Annotated in this window: 8 protein-coding genes and 1 pseudogene; all 9 read right to left on the reverse strand. The window is 37.4% G+C overall.

Translation table 11 applies throughout. The features are described 5' to 3' along the window. Window positions 1-60: 60 nt before the first annotated feature. Window positions 61-810, reverse strand: coding sequence for a YoaK family protein (locus tag AAOP42_RS03995; protein ID WP_349527170.1), 750 nt, complete (start codon window positions 808-810; stop codon window positions 61-63). Between the two features lie 352 nt (window positions 811-1,162). Next, window positions 1,163-1,711 carry a hypothetical protein gene (locus tag AAOP42_RS04000; protein ID WP_349527171.1) on the reverse strand — a complete coding sequence of 183 codons (549 nt, stop codon included), beginning with the start codon at window positions 1,709-1,711 and terminating at the stop codon, window positions 1,163-1,165. Between the two features lie 97 nt (window positions 1,712-1,808). Beyond that, window positions 1,809-2,120, reverse strand: coding sequence for a GNAT family N-acetyltransferase (locus AAOP42_RS04005; protein ID WP_349527177.1), 312 nt, complete (start codon window positions 2,118-2,120; stop codon window positions 1,809-1,811). 22 nt (window positions 2,121-2,142) lie between these two features. Continuing rightward, window positions 2,143-2,343 (reverse strand): GNAT family N-acetyltransferase, encoded by a 201-nt coding sequence (locus AAOP42_RS04010; protein WP_349527172.1) that lies wholly within the window; start codon window positions 2,341-2,343, stop codon window positions 2,143-2,145. Window positions 2,344-2,435: 92 nt separating this feature from the next. Beyond that, on the reverse strand, window positions 2,436-3,473 hold the full coding sequence (locus AAOP42_RS04015) for a Fic family protein (protein ID WP_349527173.1): 1,038 nt from the start codon (window positions 3,471-3,473) through the stop codon (window positions 2,436-2,438). A gap of 314 nt (window positions 3,474-3,787) precedes the next feature. Further along, window positions 3,788-4,033, reverse strand: coding sequence for a GNAT family N-acetyltransferase (locus tag AAOP42_RS04020; protein WP_349527174.1), 246 nt, complete (start codon window positions 4,031-4,033; stop codon window positions 3,788-3,790). 138 nt (window positions 4,034-4,171) lie between these two features. Next, window positions 4,172-5,713: a sulfatase gene (locus tag AAOP42_RS04025; RefSeq protein WP_349527175.1), complete on the reverse strand. Its 1,542-nt coding sequence runs from the start codon at window positions 5,711-5,713 to the stop codon at window positions 4,172-4,174. Window positions 5,714-5,942: 229 nt separating this feature from the next. Continuing rightward, entirely contained in the window at window positions 5,943-7,196 is a 1,254-nt protein-coding gene (gene ltrA, locus AAOP42_RS04030) for a group II intron reverse transcriptase/maturase (RefSeq protein ID WP_349527176.1), read from the reverse strand. Window positions 7,197-7,770: 574 nt separating this feature from the next. Continuing rightward, window positions 7,771-8,023: pseudogene (locus tag AAOP42_RS04035) on the reverse strand (hypothetical protein); the annotation flags it as partial.

Genomic DNA, 8,023 nt, shown 5'->3' on the forward strand with positions numbered 1-8,023 from the left:
ACAAAAACGAATACCTCAAAATGTTTTTTTGAAGCCTCTTTTACTCTGGCACAACTATTACTACTCTGCTGTTCGCTTTTGCTTTTGCTGGTCGTATTTTCTTCTGGCGAGAATTACCCTGAATCTTAAATCGTCGTAAAACAGGCTTATTAACAGTATTAAAGCTCCTAAAATCAACGTATTCAATTGCAAGCCCATTCTTAAATAGAGGAATCCACCAATTAAACCACCCAGAAAGAAAAAAGAAATAATATAAACCCTAAGTCTTATTGTTGCCTTAATCTTCTCCCTATTTGGGTGTGATTTTGGGAAAAATAATTGTGACAATTCAATTCCCAAATCGGTGAATAGTCCGGTTAAATGAGTAGTCCTCACTATGGCATTCGAAATTTTAGTGACATACGAATTTTGCAGTCCCATCGCAAACAGCAACATACACGCTATTAGATCGGGATACAGATAGTTGAAATTACTTAAAACGGCGATTGCCATTAAAATTAATGACTCTATTAATATGGGCAAAACAAATACATTAAGCCTTTTTGTTTCTCTGATTTTTTCAATAAGAAAGCCGGATGAAAAAGAGCCTAATAAAAATGAAAATATGTAAAGGAAGTAAATGGTGCCTTTCCAAAACTCTAAATTGGAAACGTCATTAATAAAAAGAGCAAAATGCCCTGTTACATTTGTGGTCAGTTGTTTTATAGACAAAAATCCGGTTACGTTGACAATGCCTGCAACGAAAGACAAAATAATAGCAATGCGCAGATTATGCTGCAAAGTTCTGCTTTTACCCTGATGCCTAAACATTTGATTTCATTTTTAATTACATTATCTCCCAAACAAGTGCGTAAAGAATAGTATCCAGACACGGGCTTTACTGATCTCTGATTGCCAAGAAACTGATGTGGGATACAAATACCCAAATTTACAGCTATTGTGGCTGAATATCATTAAAGCTGTTGCTTACTTATTTAAGAGGAACCACTCGTCAGTTCAAGCCTCCGTTTGAAAGACATATAATAGACTACCGTTAGCGAAAAAGCTGTTTCACATGTTCCTTCACAATAACAATCCCCCCGCATTGAGAGTCATACGGACTTTCAATACTAATTCGGGAAACACAACATATAAACTTGCAGGCTTCTATCTCAGAATATTTCTAATATTCAATCTCTTCTAAAAGTTCGGCTACATTAGTTGAATGAAAAGAAACATAGGCTTCATAACCCCAAAACCAATCAATTACTTCGTTTCTGGAAAGCAGAGTTTGTTTAGCAGATAACATAGAATGGTAAGAACTGAATTTCCAATCTTCTGTTCTGGATGCGAATCCATGATTTACAGGGTTTTGATGAATGTAGTTTATGGCAGTAGTTAAATGGTTATCCGAGCTAACCTGAAACCTTTTGGTGTAGTCGATCCACAAAGCACCCTTTCTCTCATATTTTTTGTTGTATGCCTTAGCGTATGAATTGAGTAGGTTACTGAGTTGCTGCATTACGAGTTTATGAAAATCAGTTTTGAATTTCGGGTGATTCTTCAGTATCGCTTCTTCATGCGTTTTTATAAGAAAATGGATATGATTGGGCATAAGGCAGTATGCCAGAGTACTGCAAACTGAAGGCATGTAATGAGCGTACCGTTTTAAAAAATACAGGTAATTGTCTTCGGCACGAAACAGATTTTCGCTTCCTACCGCATGGTTCACGATGTGGTAGTAGGTTTCGGATTCAAATTTCTCTAAACCTTTTATTTTCCTTTTTCAGACCTATAAGGTTTTAAAAACCTTATAGGTCTATTATTTTTTATTTTCTCTCGATTTCATAAAGCACACATTTTTCGAGGTGTTTATGGTTTTTCAGCAAAGGATGATTAAAATGTGATTTTTTAGTCATTTCAAGTTTTTCCATTACACGGATAGATCTGCTATTTACAATTGGGCACATAGATTTTATGTTTTTCAACCCAATAGTATTAAAAGCAAAATCCAAACATCTTTTGGCTCCTTCTGTGACAAACCCTTTTCCCCATTCGGCTTGGGATAATCTCCAGCCAATATCTATACAAGGTGTAAAGCCTGATTCAAATGTTTGCTCTGAAATCCCGATAAACCCGATGAATTCACCATCAGCAAGCTTGTCAACAGCAAAAAAACCCTTTTTCTAAGAATTGTTTTTGCATGCGCTCAATAAATGCTGCTGTCTGCTCAAAGTCAGGAATGCCTGGGAAATGCTCCATCACTTTTGGGTCAGCATTTATTTCGACCATTTTTGATGTATCAGACCCTACCCAATTTCGGAATCCCAACCTCTCAGATTTGAATGTATATTGCTTGCTCAACTGCATTATGATTTAATCTAAGGAATAGTTCGGCATTGATAATCATGCTTGGTCTATCGACCGCACGAATACTTAGTTATTGTAGCTCGTTTCTAAAAGTATGTTTTCACTGCAAATTCGAATTGTTCGATGAATATTTTTTTAAAATTGTAGATGTTGTTCTGTTCATAGAAAAGTAACATTGCTTTTTTGTATTCAATAGAATCAACTGTTCTAAATGATATCGGGCAATGTTTATTATTCATAAGAATAGCATTGCTTACTATTCTAGCCGTTCTTTTGTTACCATCTATAAATGGTTGAATGTATGAAATTAATACTAAAACCAGCAAAGCTTTTTCGAAGATGTTGTTTTTTGAATTGATTAAATCACACATGTCGTTTAATGCGTCTCTAATCAAAAATTCATTATCAAGAGGTCTGTAATTTGTACCTGAAATACCTACTCTTCTTGTTCTTAAGTTTCGATCGATATCAAGTTCTTTGATTAAAAGACTATGTATATCTTCGATTTTACTTGTCGTTAATGGATCGAGGTAATCAGAGTGTTCAATTATGAAGTCTAAAGCATCTTTATGGTTTAAAAGCATAACAGCTTCTTCCTTGGTTTTGCCAGCTGCGGTCTCCTTTTCTTTAAGTAGTTTTTCTGTTTCCAATAAAGAGTATGTGTTGCCTTCTATTTGTGAAGACTTCCAACTGAGGTCAATAGCTAAACGTTCGAGTTCTTTTTGATATTCATTTATCTTGAGTTCTTTAACATTGTTTTGATATTCATTTTGAAGAAATAACAAATGTTTTAATTCATCCTTGTTGAATAATTGTGTTTGATATAGTATCTCTTTGATAACTAGAGGATTGAAACTCTCTTGTATTTTTCTTTCATCAATCTCTTTTTTGTAATAAGTGTCCATATCTATTGAAACGTGAATATGGTAAGATGGCGATACTTGATACTTTGTTCCTTTTCCTTGTCCGTTAATTTGAAGAACATTTTCATCGATAAGTTTTGAAAGAACTCTTTTTAGAGTTGCATAGCTTATATCTAATGCTACTTTATCAAAAATTGATTTTGATGATTGAAGAGGAGAGTCTCTTAAAAATTCTACTATCTGTTGTTCTCTATTTTTCATAATGCTTATTGAGCTCAAATATAGAGAAAATATGGCTCAGCATTGCCTAGTAGTGAGCTTAAAAACATGTACTAATGAGCTACAACTATATAGGGTTTTATAAAATATCTGTCTAAAAATAAGTAAAAGTGCAATATGCCGATTCAGGAAGGCAGTATTGTTAATAAAACTGCTATGTGAAAATATTATGCAAATTTCTATTGCAGGAGAATTTTGGTACTATGGTTTATTTAGAAAAAAGCTTTGCCATTTCTCAATGGTCAATCCTATCGTTTCATTTTCCTTTTTCTCAGACCTATAAGGTTTTAAAAACCTTATAGGTCTACTGCAAAATAACAAAATCCTTTTTCTAAGAATTGTTTTTGCATGCGCTCAATAAATTCTACTGTCTGCTCAAAATCAGGAATGCCTGGGAAATACTCCATCACTTTTGGGTCTGAGTTTATTTCAGCCATTTTTGCTGTATCAGACTCTACCCAATTTCGGAATCCTAACCTCTCAGATTTGAATATGTATTGCCTATTCAATTGCATTCTTCCTTTACTCTGATGCTTAAACATTTGATTTCAGCGAGTTCCTTTTATAAAAAATTGTATTCAACATCCAGAAGTTAAGTCTGTCTTCTCTCAGCAAGTAGCATTGAAAGAACTAATCAAACTAAAAATCCCAGGATGCTTCCTCCTTATTTGATTTGCTGTTCAATTTTCTAATATTGAATTTGGAGGCAGTGGCACATTGTTTTTTTGCCTCCATGTTACCAACTCATTTAACAATGCTTTTTTTACTTCCAATTCCGTTTCTGAGAGATTTATGGACTCTACCGGATCATCTACGAGATTATATAATTCTATCTTTCCATCAGCTAAAAATTGGATGAGTTTGTAATTACCCTTTCGTATTACAGAACAGGTTCCATGTTTATATTGGCTGGCTATATGCCAAAACAATGGGCGTTCCAATAATTCTGTATCTACTCTATCACCCAACAAGCTGGTAAAGGATTTGCCATCCAACACACCTTTGTAATCAATACCTGCCAAATCCATAAAAGTAGGGAAATAATCCGTTGCATCGACAGATACCTGTGTTCGTCCTTGCTTTACTTTACCTGGCCAATTCACGAATGTAGGTACTTTGATGCCCCCTTCATAAATCATCCCTTTTGACCCCCGCAACTTGTTGTTGCTTGTTCTATTCTGACCATTATCTGATGTAAAAACAATTACCGTATTTTCCCGCAATCCCTCCTCATCTAAGAAACTTACTATGCGCTCGATATTATCATCCAACGATTCAATCATTGAAGCATAGCGTGCTACGTATTCCTTTTTCTCACCTGTTTCCATACCTTGGCCAAGTATTGGATCTCCTTCTTTGTTCATGTATTTATTAAAAAGTTCCTCATTGCGCGACCGCAATGGTCGATGTACTGTGTAATAATGAAGATTAATAAAGAAAGGACTCTCTTTATGCGCATCCATAAATTCAATAGCCTCATCTGTCAATCGGTCTGTTAACCATTCGTCTGTTGATTTTTGCCCTAAAAAAGGATTACTAAATGGGGCGAAATATCCACCTGTTTCACTGTGATAACCACCTACTTCCAAAGCAGGATCACCACGATAAGTACCTCCTACATTTTTCAGAAATCCTCGCCCTTCAGGATAATAGGGCTTAACAGCTGCTGAACGGTGATGCTCCACCCAGCTAAAATCTGATGGATTTGGCTGGGTGAGTTTTTTCTTAATTGGCCAATCCATTTCCAACTCTTTAGTTGGGTAAGGCCCGACCAGATGCCATTTGCCGATGTGAATCATTTTATAACCAGCTTTTGAAAGAGGCTCTGAGTATCCGGTATGCTCTTGCCCAACAGTCCAGTGAGAAAATATATTCTCCTGATCAGTTCCTTTTTCTAACACCGGCACAGTGTAAACACCAGTCCTGAATGATTGCTTTCCGGTAAATAACGCAGTACGAGAGGGCGAACATGTCGGATACATATAGGAATTTTCTATGACAAGCCCTTCGTTTGCCAATTTATCTATAGCCGGGCTCTCATAAAAAGTGGAACCATTAAAACCAACATCACCATGCCCAAGATCATCCACCACCACAAATATTATATTCGGTTTTGTACCATTTACTTCTGTGTTTCCATCTTTCAAACAACTGCTTAATAAAACAGATGCCAATAGTAATGATACGAGGGTGATTTTAAAATTTGTGGTGTTTAGTTTCATTTTAAATCAATGAGTTTTATGAAAATATTAAAGGTAATACCTTAAGAATAATAAAATCACTTTTTATTTGGGAATTGTCTCTGTAAGAAAGAGTTGCATAATCAAATGCTTATTCGTTTGTTGTCAACGCCAAGCATCGAGTAGGCAAGGGTATTTCAACCCAAGCCTCTCACAGAACCGTGCTTGATAGTCTCCCATCACACGGCTCCTGTTATTCGAATCTAGCCATTTAATCCTTAAACCCAACTTGCCAATGATAAAACAAATTCGGATACTGAACCTGAACTCGTTTCAGCCATTGATAGGCTCGTTTGATACTGGATTTGTAGCGTTTGTACCGATAACGTGCCCAACGCACTACCCGCTGGTGAAGCAACCTAAATATAGGATGTAATGAAGACTTCCTGAATTTTCCATAATACTGAATCCACCCTCGAATCATTGGATTCAAATGTTGAGCGATTCCTACTACACTTTGAAAATTCATTCGCTCAACCTTTAATGACCCTAACTTATCGGATATCCGTTTCTTTGATTTGATACTGATCGCACAGTCAAATCCTAAAAACAGACCTTTTGTCTTCTTCGAACTCGTTGGTCGAGGTTGAAAGGAATAACCCAAAAAATCAAACTTAACTATTGGGTAGTTCCCTCTCCGCCTCTGATCTCGACAGTATACTATTTTCGTCTTCTGCTCATGAACAGACAATCCGATTGATTGCATACGTTCTTTGATCTTGAATAAAACATGTTCGGCTTGGTAGCCACTCTTACAGTGAACTATAACGTCATCGGCGTATCGGCTATAGCTTATCGTAGAATAGTCTCGCTCTAACCACTGGTCAAAACCATAGTGTAGAAACAGGTTCGCCAATAAGGGACTAATCACCCCTCCCTGAGGTGTGCCTTTTCCTTCATTGACGATCAGTTTCCCTGCTTTGTTTTGTACTGGTGCTGTCAGCCAGCGTCGTAAATATAGCTTTACCCAATCTTCAGGTATATGCTTCTCTACGGCTAACATCAGTTTGTCATGGTTGATATTGTCAAAGAACCCCTTGATATCCAGATCGATTACCCAGTCTGTCCTCCTACAGTTTAACCGAACTGACTCCAGTGCCTGATGAGCACTCTTGTTTGGACGATAACCATACGAATGTTTACTAAACAACTTCTCCAGACGTGGTTCAATGTACATCTTTACCACCATTTGCCCCACCCTATCACTAACTGTAGGTATACCTAATTTACGGATACTCCCATCTGACTTGGGTATTTCTACTTCTTTGACCGGTGGTGGAAAATAACTCCCTGATGACATCCTGTTCCAGAGTTTGTACAGGTGTTTTCTGCGATTCGCATCAAATTGATGCATGCTAACCGAGTCTATCCCTGCACTGCCTTGGTTGGAGCGCACACGTTGGTAAGCCGTCCAGATCATCGAACGGCTTATCGGTATTGATTTTGTCTCTTCCCATAAATTCATCCTCTTAATAGTTGAGTTGATTCTTTGGTTTAACACTGAATAACCTAACCCCTTCGCTCCAATTTCATTACAAAATCTTCCTCACTACTACGGGTTAGTCTGCCTCTGCACACCGCTTCGATATTCGGCCTCTAGGTCGATCCTATTGTACCTTCCTCTTTACATCGATGAGCAGATTCCCAAGTTCCATAAATAAGCCTGAATAAAGTTCATCTCACCTGAATGACGCCAGCCTCATGACAAGTAAATAGGTCTCTGCCATGATCAGTGATTCTAAATCACTGCTTTTCACTCCGTATCATACTTCGTAGCTTTTGACTGAATGTACCACTTCTCGACACCTCATCGGTGATTCACTTTCGTTGATCTCCTTTATTCATACCTGACCAGTTCTTGACCAGCCGTTTCCTAAACGCTCAATACCAAGGCTCTTTACCTCAGCACCTTTAGGGGGTTTAGAGCCATCGCCTATACAACGACTCTGATGGACCTACCATCATCTTAATTATAGCTTGCAGTAGTTTAATGCCGTACTGCTTCTTGGCACACTATGATGAGTGGGGATTAGAAAGCACTAACCTCTCGTCTCGCTCATAGCCACCTGCCTGCCGGCAGGCAGGCGCCTTGATTTAAATTTAAAACTTGTGGCGGACTTTCCAGTCCCCACCAAACTATCCTGATCGATAAAACCCCATTCATTCATAGCATATGTTGAACGAACCTCCTTCGTCGGAAGCCCTTCGGGGAATGCCAAAGAACTTCTAACTTCGGAGTTCACAAAATAAGAATTGAAGTTATGAAAAAAAAGTAAAACAATCATTGAAAAA

Origin of the sequence: Reichenbachiella sp. MALMAid0571 (assembly GCF_040151475.1) — a bacterium.
Lineage (GTDB): Bacteria > Bacteroidota > Bacteroidia > Cytophagales > Cyclobacteriaceae > CAXBNB01.